General features: G+C 51.4%; 16 protein-coding genes and 1 pseudogene. 15 read left to right on the top strand and 2 right to left on the bottom strand.

Annotated elements, in window-relative coordinates:
• Nucleotides 1-73 precede the first annotated feature (73 nt).
• From AC0YN3_RS24255 to AC0YN3_RS24325, 15 genes are all read left to right on the top strand, one after another.
• Entirely contained in the window at nt 74-1024 is a 951-nt protein-coding gene (locus AC0YN3_RS24255) for an ABC transporter permease (RefSeq protein WP_475777510.1), read from the top strand.
• Between the two features lie 12 nt (nt 1025-1036).
• Nucleotides 1037-1909, top strand: a complete 873-nt coding sequence (locus tag AC0YN3_RS24260; RefSeq protein WP_475777511.1) for a carbohydrate ABC transporter permease — start codon at nt 1037-1039, stop codon at nt 1907-1909.
• 77 nt (nt 1910-1986) lie between these two features.
• A complete protein-coding gene (locus tag AC0YN3_RS24265; protein ID WP_475777512.1) occupies nt 1987-3585 on the top strand; it encodes a type 2 periplasmic-binding domain-containing protein in 1599 nt (532 codons plus the stop codon).
• Between the two features lie 72 nt (nt 3586-3657).
• A complete protein-coding gene (locus AC0YN3_RS24270; RefSeq protein WP_475777513.1) occupies nt 3658-7431 on the top strand; it encodes a fibronectin type III domain-containing protein in 3774 nt (1257 codons plus the stop codon).
• 38 nt (nt 7432-7469) lie between these two features.
• A complete protein-coding gene (locus AC0YN3_RS24275; RefSeq protein ID WP_475777514.1) occupies nt 7470-8369 on the top strand; it encodes an alpha/beta hydrolase in 900 nt (299 codons plus the stop codon).
• Between the two features lie 17 nt (nt 8370-8386).
• Nucleotides 8387-9415, top strand: coding sequence for a glycoside hydrolase family 88/105 protein (locus AC0YN3_RS24280; protein WP_475777515.1), 1029 nt, complete (start codon nt 8387-8389; stop codon nt 9413-9415).
• 278 nt (nt 9416-9693) lie between these two features.
• Entirely contained in the window at nt 9694-11253 is a 1560-nt protein-coding gene (locus AC0YN3_RS24285; protein ID WP_475777516.1) for an SMI1/KNR4 family protein, read from the top strand.
• A gap of 87 nt (nt 11254-11340) precedes the next feature.
• On the top strand, nt 11341-11484 hold the full coding sequence (locus tag AC0YN3_RS24290) for an RAxF-45 family protein (protein ID WP_475777517.1): 144 nt from the start codon (nt 11341-11343) through the stop codon (nt 11482-11484).
• A 233-nt stretch (nt 11485-11717) separates the two neighbouring features.
• On the top strand, nt 11718-13649 hold the full coding sequence (gene abc-f, locus AC0YN3_RS24295; RefSeq protein ID WP_475777518.1) for a ribosomal protection-like ABC-F family protein: 1932 nt from the start codon (nt 11718-11720) through the stop codon (nt 13647-13649).
• A 104-nt stretch (nt 13650-13753) separates the two neighbouring features.
• Nucleotides 13754-14770 carry an HD-GYP domain-containing protein gene (locus AC0YN3_RS24300; RefSeq protein ID WP_475777519.1) on the top strand — a complete coding sequence of 339 codons (1017 nt, stop codon included), beginning with the start codon at nt 13754-13756 and terminating at the stop codon, nt 14768-14770.
• A gap of 299 nt (nt 14771-15069) precedes the next feature.
• A complete protein-coding gene (locus AC0YN3_RS24305; RefSeq protein ID WP_475777520.1) occupies nt 15070-16872 on the top strand; it encodes a sensor histidine kinase in 1803 nt (600 codons plus the stop codon).
• A 31-nt stretch (nt 16873-16903) separates the two neighbouring features.
• Nucleotides 16904-18241, top strand: coding sequence for a response regulator (locus AC0YN3_RS24310; protein WP_475777521.1), 1338 nt, complete (start codon nt 16904-16906; stop codon nt 18239-18241).
• A gap of 105 nt (nt 18242-18346) precedes the next feature.
• A complete protein-coding gene (locus AC0YN3_RS24315) occupies nt 18347-19270 on the top strand; it encodes a carbohydrate ABC transporter permease (protein WP_183568997.1) in 924 nt (307 codons plus the stop codon).
• Nucleotides 19267-20139 carry a carbohydrate ABC transporter permease gene (locus tag AC0YN3_RS24320; RefSeq protein ID WP_475777522.1) on the top strand — a complete coding sequence of 291 codons (873 nt, stop codon included), beginning with the start codon at nt 19267-19269 and terminating at the stop codon, nt 20137-20139. The genes AC0YN3_RS24315 and AC0YN3_RS24320 overlap by 4 nt, the downstream gene beginning before the upstream one ends.
• A gap of 110 nt (nt 20140-20249) precedes the next feature.
• Entirely contained in the window at nt 20250-21704 is a 1455-nt protein-coding gene (locus tag AC0YN3_RS24325) for an ABC transporter substrate-binding protein (protein ID WP_475777523.1), read from the top strand.
• A 49-nt stretch (nt 21705-21753) separates the two neighbouring features.
• On the opposite strand, the gene AC0YN3_RS24330 is transcribed toward AC0YN3_RS24325, so the two are convergent.
• Both AC0YN3_RS24330 and AC0YN3_RS24335 read right to left on the bottom strand, forming a co-directional pair.
• Nucleotides 21754-21954 (bottom strand): YiaA/YiaB family inner membrane protein, encoded by a 201-nt coding sequence (locus AC0YN3_RS24330; RefSeq protein ID WP_475777571.1) that lies wholly within the window; start codon nt 21952-21954, stop codon nt 21754-21756.
• An 84-nt stretch (nt 21955-22038) separates the two neighbouring features.
• Nucleotides 22039-22254: pseudogene (locus tag AC0YN3_RS24335) on the bottom strand (YiaA/YiaB family inner membrane protein); the annotation flags it as partial.
• Nucleotides 22255-22392 lie beyond the last annotated feature (138 nt).

Below are 22392 nucleotides of genomic sequence, written 5' to 3' on the forward strand. Positions count from 1 at the left end.
AATCGAAGCTAACCGAGCACATGCTTGGCTTGCCGAGTCGCAACTAACCCAACACGGAAGAAGGAGTGGTAAAATGCCGCAGCCGGCAGCCGCCTTGCACGACCACCGTGAAGCTTCCACAGCAAGCCGATTATGGCGGTCGTATAAGCTGCACAAAAGTTTGATTTTCATGTTTTTGCCCGGTTTCTTATTATTTGTCCTGTTTCATTACGTACCCTTGTACGGCCTTCTTATCGCATTCAAAAATTATCAGCTGCTTGAAGGGGTTTGGGCTAGCCCTTGGGCCGGCCTCGATCATTTCAGCCGATTGTTTACCGGCCCTGGTTTTATGGAAGCGCTTAGAAACACCGTTATTATCTCATTGCTGAAGCTGGTCATCGTGTTTCCGGCTCCGATCGTATTAGCTCTGCTGCTCAATGAAGTGCGGGTGCTGTTTTTTCGCAAATTGATCCAAACGGTTTCCTATCTGCCGCATTTTTTCTCGTGGGTTATTCTCAGCGGAATCTTGTTCGCTTTCCTGAGCATGGACGGCGGCTTTAATCAGCTTCTGAGGCTGGTTGGCCTCGAGCCAGTCAGTTGGCTGCTTTACCCCAAATATTTTTATGGCATTATCGTCGCATCAGACGTTTGGCAAAGCATCGGCTGGGGATCGATCGTGTATTTCGCAGCACTGTCTGCGATTGATCCGACCTTGTATGATGCGGGCGTTGTAGACGGAGCAAGCCGCTGGCAGCGGATATGGTATATTACCGTCCCTTCCATTATGCCGACGGTCATAATTATGTTCCTGCTTGGAATTGGCGGTTTTCTATCCGTCGGCTTCGATCAAATCTACAACCTGATGACGCCGACGACCGCGCATGTCGCGGAAATTCTCGATACGTACGTGCTGCGAAGATTGTTAAGCCTTGATTATTCGCTCGGTACGGCAGCGGGCATTTTCAAATCCTTCGTAGGCCTTGCCTTGGTACTGATTGGAAACGCACTCGTGAAAGCCTATGACAAAGACCAAGGATTATGGTGAGGAGGTGTCCCGTTGATTAAAGCAAGCAAAGGTGAGAAAGCGTTCGACGTACTCAACATCATAGTATTGCTGCTGCTTGGGCTATGCACGCTGTATCCGTTCATGTACGTGCTGACGATCTCGCTTAGCACACCGGCGGAAGCAGCCCGCGAGTCGCTGCATTTCATTCCTAGAGCACCGACCTTCGAGGCCTATTCCAAAATATTCGAGCATCCGATGCTATGGGACGCTTACGGGAACACGATCGTCCGGACGTTTATTGGCGTCGTGCTCGTTATCGTCGTCCTGTCGACGGTTGCCTATCCGTTATCCCGCAGAACGTTTCCGCATCGCAAATTTATTACCTTTTTATTCGTGTTCAGCATGTTGTTCAGCGGCGGTTTAATTCCGACTTACCTGCTGATCAAGCAGCTTTACCTGATCGATACCGTATGGTCGCTTGTGCTGCCTGGGGCGGTGAGCGCTTTCAATGTCATTATTTTGCGCAATTTCTTCGAGGCGGTGCCAATGGAAATCATTGAATCGGCGAGGATGGACGGTGCCCGCGAAATGACGATTTTTATGCGGATCATGCTGCCATTGTCCGTACCGGTATTGGCGGTTCTCTCGCTTTGGACGGCGGTCGGCCACTGGAACGCTTGGTTCGATGCTTTGATCTACATTAACGATCCGGCGAAGCAGGTACTGCAGCTTTTCCTGCGCAGAACGGTACTGGAGAACGCCAGCCTAACGCCTGGCGAGGGACTGCTCGACCCATCCCACTACACGCCTGAAACGCTGAAGGCCGCGACGATTATGATCGTGTCTCTGCCTATCTTGTTTGTCTACCCGTTCGTTCAGCGTTTTTTTGTAAAAGGCATCATGCTTGGTTCGGTGAAAGGCTAAGGCAAATCAGGCGCTGCCGGTATGGCGCGTGCTGCGTGCTTACAGCAGTAAAACGAAAACATAGGAGGGTTTACTGAATGACGAAAAAGGGGAACGCCATAAAAAAATGGGGCTCGCTTAGTGTCGCTGCCATGCTCTTGGTGACTGCGCTTGGCGCTTGCTCGGGAGCAAACGATAAACCGGCGAGCTCGCCGGATGGCAATACTGCAGAAACAGGAGCCAAAAACGGAAATGGGAACGTTGCCGCGGAACCGATGACGATCAGCTGGATGCCGCTGCCCGGCAACCTCGTTGCGGATTCATATGCGCAGCAATATATTGAAAAAAAATTTAATATCACGATTAAGCCGTATTTGAATCCGCAGGACGGATACATGGACAAACAGCGGATTCTATTGGGCTCGGGAGACATCCCGGACGTGTTCTACGTACCGGATCCTCAGGATATTAATCGCTATGCCGCGCAGGGCCTCATTGCAGAGGTGCCGAAGGAACTGATCGAGCAGCATGCGCCGGACTCCTTTAAGGTGCTTAACGATTTCGCGCCGCAGACCTGGTATTATTCCAACTACAACGGCAAGAATTACGGGCTTCCGACGGTTTATTATACGGGCCAGTTCAATTCCAAGCAGATTTGGCGCGACGATTTGCTCAAAAAAGCAGGAGTGGAGACGATTCCGACCACGCTTGAGGAATATGAGGCCGCTTTTGAAAAATTAAAGGCAATCGGCGTGTACGGCATGACCTCTTACGGTAATTCGGATTACAATCAATTCCACTCGATTTTCGGTGCGTTCGGCGTGATGCCGATCCAGTGGATGGTCAAGGATGGCCATGTCGTGAATGGGGCCATTCAGCCGGAAGCGAAGGAAGCGCTCGCGCTGCTGGCGGATTGGTTCAAGAAAGGCTATATCGATCCTGAGTTCGTGACAGGCAAAGAGCTGGACATCAAATTCGCGAACGGCAAAGTTGCCTTTTTCGATTCAGGCGGCACGAATGCACTCGACGAAAGCAATCCAAACAGCATGCTGAGCAAAATCAAACAAATTAACCCGGAGGGCAGCGTAGCGTTCGGCGAACTTCCAAAGGGCCCTGGAGGACAGTATGGCTGGGCGTGGGGAACGGGCGGACATATATGGGCATTCGGCAAGCAGCTTCAGGACCAGCCTGAGAAAATGGCCAAAATTTTGGAAATCATGAACGCTATTCATAACGACGAAGAAACGTTTTTGGCTTTGGCGTGGGGCGAGGAGGGCAAGCATTGGTCTTACAACGATCCGGCTGCCGGACTCGCTAGCGGTATCAAACGGCTTGCTCCGTTCGATGATACCGCGAAGCTGCAGGCAGAAGGCCTCCGGGATGCAGGAATGACCACCGCATTCGGGAACCAAGGCAATCCGTCTTTGTACGAGAAGCTGGCAAGCAAAAAGGATTTGGACCTGCTAAAGCTGTACTCGGTGCCGAAAACCGATGTATTCGGCAAATCGGGCGTGCTTCCTTCCTCCGGCGATTATTGGGGAGATCTCAGCAAGCTGAAGGTAGAGTCGTATACGGCGATTATATTTGGCAATAAGCCTGTTTCTTATTTCGATGAGTTTGTTAAGCAATGGAATGATTTGGGCGGCGAGCAGCTTGAGAAGGAAGCCAACGAGCTTTATGCGCAAATGCAGAAATAACGAATAGCAGCATAGAAGCAGGCCCGGTGCTGCAAGAATCGGGTCTGCTTGCTGCTTGAGAGGAGCAGCGGAATGGGCAGCATACGAATCATGTTGGAGGACCAGCTTGGCCATTCAAACTATCATTGGCCGCTTACGCTTCTGCGTTATCCGGTGACATTTCCGCAGGGAGAGGCACATGAGCATAGCTTGCGGCTTTGGGAGAGAACAGGCGGAATTGCTGAGGATATCGGATTCCAGCTTACGGAAACGGTTGTGCGCGATGGATATATGGAGGCAGCGACTTTATGCTTTTACGCGGATTTGCCATCTGGGAGCAAACGTGAGTTTTACGTTGATTATGCGAAGGCGCCGATAGTGAAACCGTCCATTCGCAGCATGGCTGTCGCTAGGGATGAGACGGGATTTGAAGTGAATGGCGATATGTTGAAGCTGACCATATTCGGCAACGGCGGAAGCGAATACGGCAATGTAGCCGATAGCAGGCGCGGAGCACGGCTGTTCGTTATGCAGCGATCTGCGGCATCTGCTGATGAGCCAGAGTATGGCGAAGGTTTTCTTGAGGCGGCAGATGGGACGGCCGTATCCATCCATATCGCATGCCTTGCGGAGGGACCGCTGTTCGCGGAGTTCGAGTTTACATGCGGCTGGAAGGACGGCCGCTGCTATAAGCTGCGCATGCTCATACATGGCAGGCTGCCGATGGTTGAGCTGCGGGAAGAGCTCACGGCATTTGGGGAAGCGTGCTTAGGTGACCGGCTGCAAATACGCTGGTCGATTGGCGTGCTTCGGCAGCGCTATTCTCCCAATCGCGAGGAAGAGGCTATTGACGGCTATTTAAGCGCGGATGGGAGCTTCCCCGCCGTACTGCTCCCGTACCGAAACTGGAATTCATGGTGGCATGAGAAAACACTCGCTTTTGCTTCGGACACCGCAACGGTAGGCCTTTTCGTATGGGATGCGGGAGAGTGGGATGATGGGCAATATGCGCTCTGGGGCTCAACGACAGCGACGGCAATCAGCTTGAAGGCGGAGGAGAGCGGCAAGCAGGCGGCTTGCGTGTGCACGTATCCGCTTGCCGGCAAACGTCGTCAAACCGCGCTGGTTTTGTCCGGAAGCGAGGAGCTTGGGGATAGGCGGATAAGACAGATTGAGAGGCTCCGTGTTTGGTACTCCCTGCTGCATTTGGACAAAGTGAAGGATTGGGTACTGCAATGGGAGGAGCCGCAGGCGGATTACCCCCGCTTGTTCACAGAGGAGCCGTCATTCCCGGCTTCGGCGCAGCGGATGGAGCAGCTTGTATATCGTGATTCCCATAACATGAATCAGGTGGAGCGAATCAATCCGGTGAGCGCACGGGAGTTTTTCGACTGGGTGCCTCTGTTTGATCTGAGCGCGCCGTTAATGACGGCGGATGCGTTCAACCGGTTGAAGGCAGCTAGCGCGTTCATGGCCTATGTGCATGAGGACGAGAATGTGATGCCGATTCGCCATATGCTGGCTGGGCACCCGAATTTTCTCGCTGATGTCACCGCCGTTCATGGAATGATGGCGGCATTGTTCCCGCAGCATCCGCATGCACCGCGCTGGCGTACCCGATTTGAGCGGGCATCCGCCTTGAACATGAAATATCATATTCGCCCAGCCGTTTCTGCTTTCGGTACAAAAGGAGGACGGTGGACGGAAAACTTGGGCTGTTATACATGGGCGGCATGGAAGCCGATGCTCAAGACGGCTTATTTGCTCAGCCAAAAGGATGACAATCCGCTGCTGTATCCGCGCTTGCGAGAGCTGGGGGAATGGCTGCTGCATGCGGTAAGCGCGCCCGTTAACGGCAAGCGGACGTATCCGCCGCAGGGTGCGCATTCGAGGCTGAAAGGCATTCCCTATTTGGTACGCGCCCTTGGGCAAGCATTAATGAACGATGATCCGCTGCTCGGGGAGCAGCTTCTGCATATTACACAAGATGAAGGGGCGGCTTTCGAGCCGAAGCCGAACGAGGCCGTTTGGCGCCAAATGCTCCGAGGCAGCTGGAGCGGGAATCCGGGCATCAAGCCGAAGCTGGCCACGGCCAGCTTCACCGGCTACGGCATCGTGCATCGTGCTGCCGTTCACACGCTTAACGAGCTATCGGTTCATTTGCAGCAATTGGATCAAGGGCCTAACTACCGCTGGGGAAGGGCAGCAGAGGGCGGGAATGGCGTTGTCTACTATTATGCAGCCGAAAAGCGCTACAGCTGGAACGGACCGGAGGATGTCGGCGATTTGAACCGGGGAGACGCGGAGGCCTGCACAAGCTTTGCGGTGGTCGCCAACCGCCATTTCCGCGGCATTGGGCCAAACGAGCTGACAGAGCCGGTGTATGATTTTGGCTTTGCCCAGCATTCCATTATCAGAGCCGAGCGTGCAGAACATCGTCCATACCGTTCCCGCAGCTTGACGGTATCGGGCAGCGACTACATCATGCTATATGACGAGGTGGCGGATCGGCAGACGAAGGGCAGGTTCGCTTGGTTCGTTCATGAAGACGATGACTTTCCTAATATCCGGCAGCTTGTACCGGGTGTTCCTTACAGGGAAGCGGGCTTAGGAATCCCTAGCGACAGCTCGCCCGATTACGATCATCCGCCAGCTCCAGCCAAGGGGCGATATTATGATGGAAACGGCCATTTCTTAACCTTGGTTAGTCACAAGGGAAGCGAGGAGCTGCAGGTAGAGAATGCGGATTTCGGAGCAGTCGTGCGAGTAGGCGGTCGTACCGATTATGTGTTTCGTCAGGCTGGAACGATTGGTCATCAAGATCATGATATTGGGTTTGCGGGGAAGTCTGGCATCATACGCCGCTGCGAAGAAAGCGACAGGACGGAGCTAGCTATATTTGCCGGTGAGTCTATCCGCTATAAGAAGATTGCTGCCGTTATAACGCCGGTTGAAAGCACTGAATTGCCGAAGACGGCAGCGTTTGCGATGACAGTCGAGAAAAACCGTATCTTCGGCGAGTGGCAGGCTGAACAGCCTTGTGTCGTTGCGCTGAAGGTTGGAGAGCTATACGCCGACGATCATAGCTATGCACTTTACGTTGATGGTGCTGAGGTTTTTGCTCCTGCCACAATCGGTGACGAGCTCGTGCTTGCCATGAGGGCAGGGCATCATTATTTTGAATGGACAAACGGCCTGCCCGTGCCCGGAAGCATACAGATCACATCGGCAACGGCCTTGCAGGATGGAATCCGTCTTGAGTGGCAGCAAGCTGCTTCGGCGGAATGGTACGTCTTGGAGCTTGCTTGCTTGGATCATGAGGCTCGGAGCGAAACGGTCGTGAAGGATGGCTCGGCAATGACGGTAACCGGCATAGCGGCAGGTTCAAAATATACGGCAAGGGTGCGCGCATGCAACAAGGAGCATGAGGGTGCTTGGAGCGAGGAATATCCGGTATATGGCACGGACCTTCCTCCAGCTGCGCCGGAGGGTTTACGTATTGTTCGCTCGAAGCGGGGCTACGGGCTCAGCTGGGGGCAGGTTCTCGGAGCGGGTTTTTACTTGTTATACCGCAAGCAAGCAGGCGAGAGGCATTTCGAGCTTGTTTATGAAGGACCGGCTTTGGCTTACTTGGATGACTCTGTTTCGCTAGCGCACATTTATGAATACAGCGTTGCTGCGGGTAACGGCATCGGAATGAGCAAACGATCTTCTATTCGAAGCACGGAAAATGGCGGACTTATCGATTGGGATACGCGTCCGAATGAAGGATTTCGCCGCGACCCTCGCAATCACGAATATGGCTTTTCAGGCTATGATCCAATGCTTCAGGACGGGCTCGCAGTACTCGATCCTTATCCGCAATAATTGATGGCTTGAAAGCAAAACGGGTGGGAGTGATTGGCATGGCGACTATGCATGGGAACCTTCAGCATGAGGTTTTGCCCTATGCTGAAATAAACGGTCAGGCGCTTCGCCTCTTAATCGTGAAGCCGAGAGGCTGGCATGCCGGGGAGGAGAGAACAGCAATCATATGGATTCATGGCGGGGGCTGGGAACGCGGGGAGCCGGAGCTCTTTCTGCCCCATTGCCGCTATTATGCCGAGCGGGGAGCGGTTGCATTCAGCGTTCAATATCGCCTGCTGCAGCAGGCACCAACAGCAGGCGAATTAAAGGCGGGCGCAACTACGATTGAAACCTGCGTGGAAGATTGCAGGGCTGCCATCCGGTATATTCGCAAGCATGCTGCGGAACTCGGGATACATGCGGATCGGATCGTGGCGGCCGGCGATTCTGCGGGAGGTTATCTCGCGGCTTGTCTCGGTTTGGCCAATGACTTGAAGGAACCGCTCGGAGAAGCAAAGCCTTCATCCCAGGTTAACCTAGTCGTCAACTGCAACGGCATTGTCGATCTTACCCGGAAGTGGAAATCTTACGTTCCAGTGCAACAAACCGCAGGAGAGAAGGACATAGTGAGCGAGCAGGATCGTTGGCTGAAGCATCATGAATACGCGAAAAGGCTGTCCCCCCTTTACCGAGTCTCCAACGGCCAGCCGCCGATGCTGATCCTGCATGGGCTACTGGACGTTACCGTCATGCCCGAGGACGCCGTTCATTACTGCGATGCTTACCAAAAAGCGGGAAACACGGCATCGCTGAAATTATTTCCTGGCCTTCGCCATGCCTTTATTGTATACGGATATTCCGCAGCGGATGAGGAAGTGGAAGCCGCGCTTGCCGAAATAGATCGTTTTCTTGTTGCCAACCGATTAATGACTGCTTTGACCAATAATAATCAGAGGTAAAGAGAGGTGCATGACGGATGTCGCGCAGCTGGGAATGGATAACGAACCGCGTCGCGGGGGAAACGATGAGAATGCCGCTGTCCGAATGGAATTGGAGCGAAGGCGTCGCATTGTACGGATTAATGACAGTGTGGAAACGGGATAAGCAGGAGGAGCATATCATCCGTTTTATAAGAAGCTGGCTCGATAGGCACCTGCATAACGGACAAATCCCGAACACGATTAATGCGACTGCCCCATGCTTCGCGTTGCTCGAGCTATATGGGCTCACCGGCAATGAGGATGAAGCAAGGATTGTTAATGGACGCGTGGACTATCTGCTTCATGACGCGTTGCGCCTTCGAAACGGGGCTTTTGAGCATACGCTTTTGGAAACGGAATTCGGGGGACAGATGTGGGTAGATACGTTGTTCATGGCGGGGTTATTTCTTGTAAAAGCAGGGATCGTGCTAGGCAGGCAGGAGGCTGTCGAGGAGGGGCTGCGGCAGTATGTCCTCCATGTAGAAAAGCTGCAAGCAGGAAACGGCCTGTTCTTCCATGGGTGGGATGAGCATGCGGACCGCAATATCGGCTGCCAATGGGCGCGCGGAAACGCGTGGGCTGCTGTTGTTTCCGTTGATTTATTAGAGATGCTACCGGAAACCCATACGATCAGGCCTTATATCAAAAAAGTATTAAACAAGCAACTGGCCGGTTTGCAGCAAGTACAAGACCTTTCAGGCCTTTGGTCGACGGTAATAACGGAGCCGACTACTTATTTGGAAACGTCGGCTGCAGCAGGAATCGGCTTCGCAGTTGCCAAGGGGATTAGGCTTGGGTTTGCCGATCAGCGCTTACAGGCAATGGGAGAGGCTGCTGCGCGCAGCGTGCTTGCTTACGTCGATTGGAATGGCGCACTTAAAGGAGTATCCGCTGGAACCGCCGTACAGAAGCATCCCGGCGAATATCATGTCATTGCACAGGACCGGATGGAAGGGTACGGCCAAGGCTTGCTGCTGATGCTGTTATCCGAACAGCAATGCGGGATGGAAAAGAAGCTAGGCTAAGTTATTGGAATACAATAAGAAAAGCATTGCGTCTGCGGTTGCGTGATAGATTGCTTTGCGGTGATCGGTTAGGACTCTATCAGAAGTCCAAGGCGATCACCGCTTTTTGCTTTCCAATCGCATGTACGAAGCTGCTTTTCTTACTGGCGAAACTTGCTTCTGCCCGCTATTTTGGGTACATTCAGTATCATCCAAGCTTTTATTTCCAAATGCTAGAATTAGGCGATGATTAAAAGGATCTGTTCTACTCACTCTATTGATCGGGAAAGGGGAATACGATGATGATCGTGCCATATATGAAAGAGCTCTTAGCTTTATTGGAGGAAAAGCTCCCTTCGTTAACCGATTCCTTAAATCCGCCTGCAACACCGCTGGAATTGGCTGCGGCTGAGCAGCGTCTTGGCTTAACCTTTCCAGAGGACCTTCGGCAGCTATATTTGGCTTTTAACGGCGAGAAACGCATGGGAGCCGGGTTGTTTTTTGGACTTCGCTTTCTAAGCGTGGATGAGCTTGCAGCGGAGTGGCAGGTTTGGGCTGATTTAGAGGCGGACTATGGGGAGGAAGGGAATCACTACTCTGTTCCTACCGGATGGATCAAGGAGAAGTATATGAACCGCGGATGGCTGCCGATCGCCGAGGATGGCGGCGGCAATCATATTGGCATCGATGTGGACCCTGATGCTGAAGGGATCAGCGGTCAGGTCATTAATTTCGGTCGAGACGAGGAAACGAAATATGTGATTGCCCACCGTCTCGCGGATCTTCTCCGGTTTATGTGCGACACGGTCAAGGCCGGCAACTATAAGGTAGACAACGACGAGGATTACGTCTATTGGATGTATGGCGAGCAGGGAGTCGGCCATTTTTTGGATGCTGTCCGTTCCTTCAATTTGCCGCTCTATCATTCCCGAGAGCAGGCACATGGTTCGCAGACGGAGCTTGAGGCATGGGAGCAGTCGCTGAGCGAAGACTGGCGATTGCGCATGAGCAAGAAAGCTGCTTCAATCGAAGCTTTCGTCAAAGCAAAGCAGCTTTATCTGATCCGTGAAGGCATAACGGACGCGGCTCCGCTTAGCCGGTGCACCGAAGTGCGAGAGCTTGTTCTGACTGCAAATGATATCGGTGATATCGAACCGCTGAGCGGCTGCGAGCAAGTGAAGGTGCTTTATTTAGGAGGAAATCCGGTATCGAATATTAAGCCGCTTGCCAGTCTTCAGCATTTGCAGTTTCTAAATATCGCCAAGACGAGCGTTGTGGATCTTTCACCGCTGGAAATGCTCCCGAAGCTGAAGGAGCTGCAGCTAGAGGGAACAGCCGTGCGAGATTATTCTCCCCTTAGCCGGATGAGGGCGCTTCGCATACTCTCCGTATCCGATCTTGGTGCAGAGCAGCTTCGAGCATTGGCGTCTATCCGTCAGCTGCAAGAGCTGACGATTGAAGGAATGGATGCAGCGGCAATGTCGGAGCTGCATACAATCGGAACGTTAGGCCGCCTGAAGGTTTTGCATTTGAAAAGCGCAGAGTTGCCAGATCTCCGCTTCCTGAAGGGCTGTAGAGCATTGGAGCAATTGAAGCTGGAACAATTGTCTGTAGCAGATTTCTCGGCAATCGCGGAGCTTGGCAGCCTTCGCAGCCTAGAACTCCAAGGAAGCGAGCAGATAGGCGAGCTGCTTGCGGCAGCGAGGCTTCCTGCATTGCGTAAGTTTACGGGCTCATACGCACAGTTTGACTTGCTTAAAAACCAATTTGCGCAGCAAGTGGATTTCTCCAGTATCACGGGTCCAATGACAGACGAACAGTCGGAGCTTTGGCATCAGCATTTAAGCTCGTGCCGATAAGGTTTACTAGGCACGGGAGGTTGCGGTTGCGCAGAAAGGCCCTTTTATGTTATTTTTAGAAAACGAACGATAAGGGAGGTGAAGTAGGTGAATCACGAAATGGCCAATAACCGTATTAGCCAGCTGCCGATTGCTATGGCTGGCATTGTTCATGCATTTTCCGCGAACGGGATAGCTCTGTCCAATTATGCGCATACGATTAAACCATTCGCGAGAAGACGCCTACTTTAACCACTACGGATTGCTTACATTCCGAAGGGTCGCAGGCTTGTTGCTGCGGCCCTTTTTGACGTACAGGAAAGGATATGAGCTTGCCCATCCTTTCTCTATACGTTTCGACGAAACGATGGCGGCTATAGAAAGAACACCGCGAGGCGTTTCTTCTTATTATGCCGGAATCGGTTCCGTCATGCTGCTTAAGGTAATGGGGAGTTAGGGTCTTCATCCATTAGGAGGCTCTTTACATGATCATTGTTAATATACAGAACGTGAAAAAATACTACAGCGCCAATTTGCTGTTCGACGGCTTATCGCTTCAGGTGCACGACGGAGAACGGATTGGACTCATCGGCGCCAACGGAAGCGGCAAATCAACGCTGCTTCGCATGATCTCGGGTGCCGAGCATACGGATGAAGGAATGCTGGCCGTGAAGAAGGATCTTATGATCGGTTATTTGCGGCAAGTGCCAGCTGACTTCGACAAGCTCACCGTTTACGAGGTTTTGACTTACGGCTGCAAAGCATTGATCAGCAGCAAAAATCAAATGTCCGAAATGGAGCAGCTAATGTCTGACCCTGCTGTGAACTCGAATCCAGAAGCAATGGAGCGTTTGCTTACCCATTACGCGCAGACGCAGGAGCGGTTCGAGCGAGACGGCGGCTACGTGCTCGATACAGCCGTTGATCAAGTCGCAACCGGCCTGCAAATCGAGCGAACACTCTACGCTCGAGCGTTCAGCAGCCTGTCCGGAGGAGAGAAAACCCGTATTTCACTCGCGTCGCAGTTGATTGTCCGACCGGCGCTGCTGCTGCTCGATGAGCCAACGAACCATCTAGACCTACGCGGCATCGAGTGGTTGGAGCAATTTCTTAGGCAGTATGAAGGAGCGTGCATGATCGTATCGCATGACCGTTATTTTCTGGATGCCGCATGTTCGCGAATGATAGAGCTGGAGGACGGAGAGGCTTATACTTTCCATACGGGCTATACCGGTTACGTGAAGGAGAAGGAGGAGCTGCTGCTCCAGCAGTTCGCCCACTATCAAGAGCAGCAAAAGCAGATCAAGAAGATGAAGGAAACGATCAAGCAGCTAGAAGAATGGGGAAGAATCGGCTCCAATGAAAAGTTTTTCAAACGGGCAGCTTCGATCCGCAAAGCCTTGGAAAAGCTGGAACGGGTTAAACGGCCGATTCTAGAGCGGAAAACAGCTGACTTTGAGCTCTCGCAGCATGATCGTTCCGGACGCAGAGTCATTTCCTTTGAGCAGGTGACGAAGCAATTCGGGGAACGAAAGCTGCTGGATAATGCGGCTGGAAGCTTGCTGTATGGTGAGAAAGTCGTGCTGATGGGCGATAACGGATCGGGAAAAACGACCTTATTCAAGCTGCTGCTCGGCCAGCTGAAGCCGGATAGCGGCGAGCTTATGCAAGGGGCAAGCCTGACAATTGGCTACTTGGCTCAGGAGGAAAAGGAAGAGGATCGGAAGCTGACGGTACTCGAATATTTCAAAGCAGAGGGCAGGCTGGAGGAAGGCGAAGCAAGGCATATACTCGCAAGCTATCTGTTCTATGGCACCGATGTGTTTAAGCCGCTTCATGCCTTGTCCGGGGGGGAATGGTCGCGCCTGCGCCTCGCGCTCCTTATTCGCAGTAAGCCGAATCTTCTGCTGCTTGACGAGCCTACCAACCATTTGGATATTCGTTCGCGGGAGGCGCTGGAAGAGGCTTTGGAGCAATACCAGGGGACGATTCTCGCGATTTCGCATGACCGTTATTTCATCAACCGAATCGCGGAACGGGTATGGGAGTTAAGCGCGGGCCAACTGCATAACCATCTTGGCAATTATGACGATTGCAAAGAAAAGCTGCATAGGAACCAGGCTATTCCGGCAGAACATGCTGCGGATAAACCAAGAGCGGCCGCAATGACGCGGGATCGGAATGAGAGCATGCCTATCGCGATTAAAGAAACAGAGACGCGGCTTAGTCTCGAGGGTCTAGAGCTTGCGATTGCAGAGCTGGAACGGAAAATGGCGGCAGCCGGCCAAGAGCTGGAGCTGCTTGCCGCTGCCAATGATCCGGCGCTGCTAAATGAGTTGTGGGAGCTTTGGGAGCAGGATCAGGCGAGGCTTGAGCTGCTGCTCGACAAGTGGATGAGTGTCGCTGAAAAAGAATAGCATCGCTCTACACTTTCTTTCATTTTTCTCATATAAACGCTTACTTCCTGTTTCAGATATGGTAAACTAAATGTTGGAAGCGCCAAGTCCGGGGGAGTGTAGCAATGGAGCAGTTAATCGGGAAAATAATGAAACAAGATATTTTGAACGCATATGGCGTTACGATAGTACCGGCTAACGCTATCCTAACTAGAGAATCCCTACAGCTTATGGTCAATCATCGGATAGACTTAGACTCTATTGTTATTGCTGAACATCATAAACCAATGCTAGAAACAACGATGCAAATCGGCGAGCTCGTCCAGCAGACGGTCAGCGTTTCGAAGGAATTGTTCGAATCAATCCTCGTTTCTCGCAAGGTTCCGCTAATGGAAATTCGCAACGAGGTGCTGCCTGCGATTTTACAGCTTTCCAAAAACCCCGATATATTCGAATTGTTCGAAGCGGTCAAGGCAAAGGATGATTACGTCTATCAGCATAATGTTGGCGTTGGGGTCATATCGACGCTTATAGGCAGATGGCTCAACCTGGATGATTCGGAGCTGTCGATCCTCTCGCTTGCAGCAACCCTGCATGATGTCGGGAAGGTGAAGCTTCCGCTGGAGGTTCTGAATAAGCCGGGCAAGCTCAACGAGATGGAGTTTCAGCTCATTAAGAAGCATACGATCTACGGATACGAGCTGCTTAAGGGAACGACCGGTTTAAGCTTGCGCATTGCCAGGGTAGCGCTGCAGCACCATGAGCGCGAGGACGGCAACGGATACCCGCTCGGATTAAAGAAAGAAAACATAGATTTGTTCAGCTCCATCGTATCGGTTGCCGATATTTTTCATGCGATGTCGTCCAAGCGGCCTTACCATGAGCCCTTGTCCTTTCATGAGATCGTCAGCCAAATGAGCAAAGGAAAGTTCGGCGCATTAAACCCGCAGATCATTTCCGTGTTTATCGAGAATATGATGAAGCGGCTGGTAGGCAGGCAAGTACTGCTGACGGATGGCCGAGCCGGAGAAGTCGTTTATCTCAACCCGCATAATATCGAGACGCCGCTCATTAAGCTCGCCGATTATTTTCTGGATCTTAGCCAGGAGCGGGAAATTCATATCAAGTCCGTCATTGCTTGAAAGTAGGAACTCCGAAGCGCTGCTAACCAACATACGTTGATTAGCAGCTTTTTTTATATATAGAATACTTTATAGGTTTCACGGAGCAAAGCATTCTTCTATTTCTACGAGAAACGGATATCCTCCTCTTGAAGAGGAAGACGAAGCCGTTTCTTCTTGTGCGAGTGAATGAGCATCTGAACGAAAAGTATGTGCATTTCTACGATTGGACTTCCGGCAGCGGCCGAAACGGGTAGAAATAGCCACACGATTCGCCAGTTATTTTTGCTATAGTACAGTTATTAGCCGGAGGTGCGAGCATGAGAACGGGTCTAAGCAATCCGATGACGAAGCTAAACGTTAAGCAGCAATTGATTCTGTTGTTTCTTGTAATGGTAAGTCCGATCTTTCTGCTTCATTGGTATGGGAACATGAAAGCAGAGCATTTGCTCAAAAACCATGTAACGAGCGCGTACGTGGAGCTGAGCAAGCAAAACTATACGGTCATTAAACGCGATATGGATACGATAAGCAAAATTACGACAACGATTATTCAGAATCCGATTACGCAGCAGCTCATTCCGCTGGAGAGCGATCCGGTTATTGAGCGGGTACGCAAATACGACAAGGTCGATAAGCTTCTTGCGGGCAACTCGATTCCGCTAAACGGCGGGGAAGCGGTGTATTATTCGTTATACATTTATGATCCTAATGATTATTACTTTTTTGCACCGAAGCGCCAATTGATGCAGACTGGCGTCTATTTTTTCTCTGATGTCGATAAGCCCGATTGGTACGACAAGGCGGTGGATCTCAGGAGCAAAGGCTATATGGATATCATCTACACGAACGTAGGCCTTTCGCGAATCAATACGCTTGCCTACATTCGAGCAGTCAATAACGTCACTGTTGGAAACGGTATCATAGGCGTGCTGGTGGCGACCAAAATGGATATGAAGATCGCGGAGTCGCTTCGTTCGGTCTCATTGCCTGACGGCAAAATTATGTTCACGGACTGGAATAACCGCGTTCTTGCGGCGACGGATTCCAAGCTGATGGGGAAGCAGCTCGATCTGCCGCCCGAGATGGCGATCGCGGATACGATGGAGGCTGAGGGCAGCTTCGACATTATGACCGACGAATTCATTTATGTAGTCAACTACAATCGCATCATGAGTCACAAGCTTGTCTATCAAATCCCGGTCAGCTCGCTATTGAAGCAGCAGAGCGAGCTTAAAAATGTCATCCAGCTCATTTCGATTGCGTATATTTTGTTCGGCTGCATCGTCATGGTCTATTTCTGGCGATCGCTCATGACGCCGCTCCAGAAGCTTGCCCAATTCGTGCATACGTACGAGCCGGGCAAGCTCGTGCCGGAGACGCCCGGCAAAGGGCGGAACGATGAGATTGGCGTGCTGTTCGCCGCCTTATACGACATGGCCCGCAGGCTGAATGTGCTCATCCATTACAAATACAATATGGATATTAAGCAGAAGGAGTCGCAGCTACAGCTGCTTTATCAACAAATTAACCCGCATCTGCTTTATAACACGCTTGAGAGCATCTATTGGAAAAGCTCGCTCGAGGGCAATACGGAATCGGCGGAGATGATTAAGGATTTGTCGAAGCTCATGAAAATCGGTCTCAGCCGGGGTCGGGAGCTAATCCCGCTCGAAGAGGAGCTGGAGCACGCTTCGGCCTATGTCAGCCTGCAGCAGAAGCGCTACAAATACGAGTTCCAGGTGCTGTGGAGCATTCCTGATGCGGCGAGGAGCATTCTCATTCCCAAAATATCGCTGCAGCCGCTCATCGAAAACGCCATAATTCATGGCGTGAAGTACATGGGCGAGGATGGCGAAATCCATGTATCCGCCGTGGTTGAAGGCGAGCGGGTCACGATAAAAGTGGAGGACAACGGCCATAAGGAAGTGGATTATACCGCGCTGGACCGGCTGCTAAGCAGCGACAAGCCGGATCATGCTTCCGGGTACGGCATACGGAACATTCACCAGCGGATCCAGCTCCATTTCGGCAACATGTACGGAATGAGCTACAGGCGCGGGGAGCATGGCGGAACGGCCGCCACGATTATTTTGCCAGCTAGCCATGATGAACCCAAATGAGCGAACGAAACGAGAACCGGGAGGAAGCTACATGTACAATATACTGATCGTGGATGACGAACCGTTAATTTGCGAAGGGCTGTCAAGCCTGCTCGCTTCTTCCGGCATTAATCTGGCCCATGTCTATATGGCGCACAGCGGCTACGAGGCACTTGATTATTTGAGGATTGAAGAGATAGATCTGCTGATTACCGACATCCAGATGGGCTCCATGAACGGGATTGAGCTGATGCATCAGGCCAAGTTGCTCAAGCCATGGGTGCAGACCATCATTATTTCGGCTTATGAGACGTTCCAGTACGCGCAGATGGCTATCCGGCTAGGCGCGAAGGATTATATGATCAAGCCGCTTAACAATGATCAGTTTCTGGATTCCGTACGGAACGTGCTGCTCAAGATGGATAAGCCCGCGGCCTCGGAGGATCAGTTCCTATCGAAGCTGCAGGAGCATTTCCACATGGAGGAGCCGCTCCCGCAGCGGACCGAGCTGTTCAACAAGCTGCTGGCAAGCCCGCAGGAGAATGCTGGAGAGGTAGCGAGAATGCTGTATGACCGGTATGCCGTGAAGCTTCAGGGACCGTATTTCGCAGTAATCAAGCTGCGTCTTCATTTGGCGGTGAAGGATCGCGCCATACCGGCAAGAGATGCACTGCTGCTGCAGTATGCTGCCCTTAACATTGCCAACGAGCTGCTTGATAAGGAATGGAACCATGCCGCCTTTTATTCGCCGAACCAGGAAATCAGCATCCTCATTCAATGGGACGAGAGCGAGTTCGGCGAATCGAGCGTGAACAAAATCAATCAGCTTGATATGATCGGGCGCAGCCTCTATTACAATATCCACAAATATTTGGGGCTGCACGGGGTTATCGGAATCAGCCAAATCGTGCGCGGGATTGAATTTCTAAGCATGCTTGACGAGCAGGCGCGCAAGGCCATTCTATGGAACCGCGAGCACCGTGACCATTATGTTTTTTATTATGGCGATTTTAACTGGAGCACCTACACGCAGGACCCGACGGCTGAGGAGCTGAATGAGCAGAACAGCCTGATCGTGGAGAAATCCAAGGCATATATCGACCGCAATTTCGCGCAGAAGGGTCTTACGCTGCATGAGGTAGCCCAGAAAAACCATGTCAGCCCCAATTATTTGAGCTACTTGTTCAAAAAGGATACGGGCTATAACCTGTGGGAGTACGTCATCAAGCTCCGAATGGAAGAGAGCCGCAAGCTCATTCTTCACACGGATTTGCGCAGATACGAAATATCGGAGCGGGTAGGCTATGAATCGCCGGAGCATTTTAGCAAAATTTTCAAAAAATATTATGGGATGAGCCCGAGCGAGCTGAAGAAGGACGATAAGCGATAAGATGAAGTAAAAATAGCTATCATTGCCTTAGATATGCACATTACCAGCCAGCCGTCTTCCTTCTAAAATGAGATAGAGCGATAGAAAAGAAAAGAGGGAATCCTGATGAACCAACCAGCAGCAGTTAGCAAGCCGCTCGATACCCAGGTGCAGAGGAAGGCTGGCAGGTGGAAAAAGCATGTTTCAGGCTATTTGTTTCTGTTGCCGGCAGCCATCATATTTATTTTGTTTTTGTGGGTGCCGATAACAAAGGGGATTATTTACAGCTTCTACACGATTGACTTTGTCAAAGGAAATGAGTTTGTCGGGCTGGACAACTACAAGACGATCTTCAATGATCCGGATGTATGGATCGGCGTGAAAAATACGCTTTATTACATGTTTTTATGTCTCATCATTGGCTTTTGGGTACCGATCCTATTCGCAATCGCCATCTCTGAGCTGCGCCGATTTCAAGGCTTCGTGCGCGTGGCGGCTTACCTGCCCAATGTCATACCGGCGGTTGTGCTGTACGGCTTGTGGCGATGGTTCTATGATCCGGTCGGGCCTATCAACGGTGTTTTGACACAGGCAGGATCGGATCAAATCGCTTTTCTCACCAATAAGAGCTGGTCGATGATCTCGCTTGTCATTATGGAAACGTGGCAGCAATTCGGTTCAGGCATGCTCATCTATCTGGCGGCTGTGCTAAGCATTCCGCGTGATTGGTATGAAGCGGCAGAGATCGACGGTGCAGGCATCTTCCGCCGCATTTGGCATATTACGCTGCCGTCGATTCGAGGACTCGTGCTGCTGCTGTTCCTCCTGCAGCTGATCGCGACTACGCAAGGCTTCCAATCGCAGCTGGCGCTGCTCGACGGCGGCCCGAATAAAGCAACGCTTACGTACTCGCTGCTCATCGTCAAATACGCGTTCACAAGACTGGATTACGGGGTTGCTTCCGCGCTTGGCGTGCTAATGTTCCTTGTCCTTGGCGGATTGGCGCTGCTGCAATTCAAACTGAACAACAAGGGGGCAGCGAAGTCATGAAAAGCATAGACAGAGGCATTCTATCCAGCTACGATTACCGCAAAAAAACAAATAAGCTCGGCTTCTTGGTCGTTATCGCCGTTATTATCGCAATGGTGGGCTCGATGCTTTATCCGGTATTGACCGCCCTGTTCAACGGCTTGAAGGCGAATACGGAGGTTAATTCCTTCCCGCCGCGCTTCCTGCCTTCGGAATGGCATTTCGACAATTATGAAGCGGGCTGGAATTTTATGAACCTGCCTGTTTTTCTGAAAAACACGCTGATGATTTTTGGCGGCAACATGGTCATGACGGTCGTTGTGCTTGGGCTGGCGGCTTTCAGCCTGTCGAAGCTCAACGTACCGTACCAGCGGGCGATCTATTTCTTCTTCATGATTACGCTGTTCATACCGCCGAGCACGTATATTATTCCGAACTTTCTCAATTTGAAGGATCTTGGCCTGCTGAATACGTACGCCGCATTCTGGCTGCCTGCCAGCGCCAGCGCTTTTTATTTGCTCCTTCTCAAAAACTTTATTGACGGCATCCATCATGAGATGTTCGAGGCTGCGCGCATTGATGGCGCATCGGATTGGAAGTGCTTCAGTTTGATTGCCGTGCCGCTGTCCATTCCCATTTTCTCGACGCTCGCAATTTTCGTGTTCTCGACGGCTTGGAACGATTGGTTCTGGCCATCGCTCGTCATGCACAGCGACAGCAAATACCCGCTCGCAACAGCGGTTTACAAGTACGTCATCAGCGCGCAGCGGCTGAATCTGAACATTAGGTTCGCCATCCTGACCATGGTCATGCTGCCTCCGATTCTCGTGTTTCTTACGTTCCAGAAATTTATTATGCGCGGACTTCAGCTTGGCGGGGTCAAGGGATAAACAGTTCGTAAACATGCACATGATCGGAATAGGAATACACCTCGTTGTATGAAAACGCCTCCTTTATGATGGGGATGTAGCGAAAATATGAGTTGAGAAGGGGAATATCGATGGTAAAGAAAAATGTAGCAATCCTCATTTGTATGGTTATGCTATGCTCCATCCTGGCTGCATGCAGCAGCGGAAACGGCAAGAACGATCCGAAGGAAACGGAAAAGCCAACAAACGCAGCGACGAACAATACAGGAACGACGGAGACAGAGCCTCCCAAGGAAGACATTAAAGACAAAAAAATTACGATCAGCATCTATTATCCACTGCCTGACCAAGTCGAGAACCGCAAGCTGGAAGACGATAAAATCAAACGCTTCAACGAAGTGTATCCTAACGTAGAAATCGTGAAGAGCGACTGGCACTACAACCCGAGCGAAATCGGCATCAAAATGGCGGCCAACGAAGCGCCGACTTTCTTCAATACGTGGGCGACGGAAGCAAAGTTCTTGCAGGAGCGCGGCTGGGTAGCCGATATTACGGAGCTTTGGGATGCTTATGAGTATAAGGATCAAATCAATCCCGTTCTGCAAAGCCAATTCATTATTGACGGCAAGGTGTTCGGAGTATCCCAGAAGGCTTACGTGACGACAACGGTCGTTAACAAAAAGATGCTGGATGAAAAAGGCGTAGCCGTTCCGTCCTACGACTGGACATGGGAAGATATGTACAACACGGCCAAAGCGGTTGCCGATCCGAAAAAAGGGATCGCGGGTATCGCTCCAATGGGCAAAGGCACGGAAGCAGGCTGGAACTGGACCAACTTCCTGTTCGAAGCAGGCGGCGAAATCCAGACTGTCGCAGACGGCAAAGTAACGGCAGCATTCAACTCGCCTGCCGGCCTAAAAGCGCTTGAGTTCTATAATAAGCTAAGATGGGAAGCCAATGCGATTCCGCAAGACTGGGCGCTTGGCTGGGGAGATGCGGTTGGCGCATTCGGCCAAAGCCGTACGGCAATGGTTATCGCAGGAGCAGAAGGCGTTCTCGAGCAAGCGCTTAACCAAGGCGGCCTGAAGCCGGAGGATGTATTGACGTTCCCGATGCCGGCAGCCGAGAAAGGCGGCAAGCACACTGGCGTGCTTGGCGGCGATTACCTGGTCATCAACCCGAATGCAACGAAGGATGAGCAAGATATGGCCTTCCGCTACATCACATTCGATTACTTTACGGATAAAGGCTTAGAGTCGATCGAAGCGGATATCCAGAAGCGCCAAGCTGAAGGCAAATTCTTTATTCCGCCGCAAATGAACTACTACAGCCCGTCTTCGGAATACGGACAGAAGGCTCAAGCGATTTTTGACAAGTACGATAACGTCTATAAATATAATCCGGAGTCCGATGCGCTGCTTGACGGCAAGCCGGAAGCGCAATACAACACACAAGATTACTATGGCGAAGTAACGAACGTGCTTCAGGAAGTATTCTCGAATAAAGGTTCTGACTTGCAGGCTTTGCTTGATAAATCGGCTAAAGTCGTACAAGAAAAGTTTTTTGATTCGATTAAAGTAGAATAGCAATCGAAAGGCCTCCCTTCGCAAGTTGAAGGGAGGCCTTTTATGTTGTCTAGTTTTCGAATTCTTCGGCTGCATTCGCGTGCAGGCTGTCTTCCTCGTTGTCTCTGATTGTTTTCTGAAGCACAAGGCAGGCGACGATAAGGAACGCACCGGCTATGGCGTAGTAGCCTTTCACGTAAAGCGGCTCCTCAAGCACGTATATGCCAATGTATTGGGCGAGAACGGCAAGGATAAAGCCGGCCCAAGCCATGAATGTGAATGCGGAAGTATTGCGGCTCCTATAACCGGGATTGTAATCCTTCAGAAACTTATCTTCGTCGTTGTCCCGTGCTACCTTCTGGAGCAGGAAGGAAGTGATGATTAAGAGAATACCGGTTACGGCGTAATAGCCTTGAACGGACATCGGCTGCTTCAGCGTATAGATGCCGATAAATTCGAAGCCGCAAGCGATAAGAAAGGCTGCCCAAGCCATGAACGTATAAGTAGGGGTATTGCGGCGGCGGTAAAAGTTAGCGGGTTTGCGTACATGCATCGTTTCCATTTTTTCCATTTGTGAATGCCTCCCGAATCGAGTTGTTGTTGATGTCTTTAGTTTACAGCATATTCCTATGACTGAAAGTACCAACTTATTGTAGTACCAGGTGCTAGAAGGTTGATCATTGCTTATTGCTGCTTTATGCAGCAGGAG

The sequence above is a fragment of the Paenibacillus sp. J22R232 genome (assembly GCF_056269165.1).